The sequence below is a fragment of the Microvirga antarctica genome, assembly GCF_017921815.1.
In the GTDB taxonomy this organism is placed as follows: Bacteria; Pseudomonadota; Alphaproteobacteria; order Rhizobiales; family Beijerinckiaceae; genus Microvirga; species Microvirga antarctica.
Genome location: NZ_JAGEMM010000157.1, coordinates 1 through 284 on the forward strand (window position 1 = coordinate 1; position 284 = coordinate 284).

The 284-nt window shown below is 54.6% G+C and carries 1 protein-coding gene; it reads left to right on the plus strand.

Annotated elements, in window-relative coordinates:
• Nucleotides 1–284 (plus strand): radical SAM protein (locus J4G32_RS21285; protein WP_343232698.1); only part of this gene is annotated, 284 nt, incomplete at both ends.

Below are 284 nucleotides of genomic sequence, written 5' to 3' on the forward strand. Positions count from 1 at the left end.
ACTACAACCACAACCTCGATACCTCGCCGGAGTTTTACGGCAATATCATCACTACCCGTACCTATCAGGAGCGCCTCGACACGCTGGAAAAAGTCCGTGAAGCAGGGATTAAAGTATGCTCCGGCGGCATTGTGGGTCTGGGCGAAACGGTTACCGATCGCGCCGGACTGTTGTTGCAGTTGGCGAACCTGCCGACGCCGCCGGAAAGCGTGCCAATCAACATGCTGGTGAAGGTAAAAGGCACGCCGCTTGCGGATAACGATGACGTGGATGCATTTGATTTT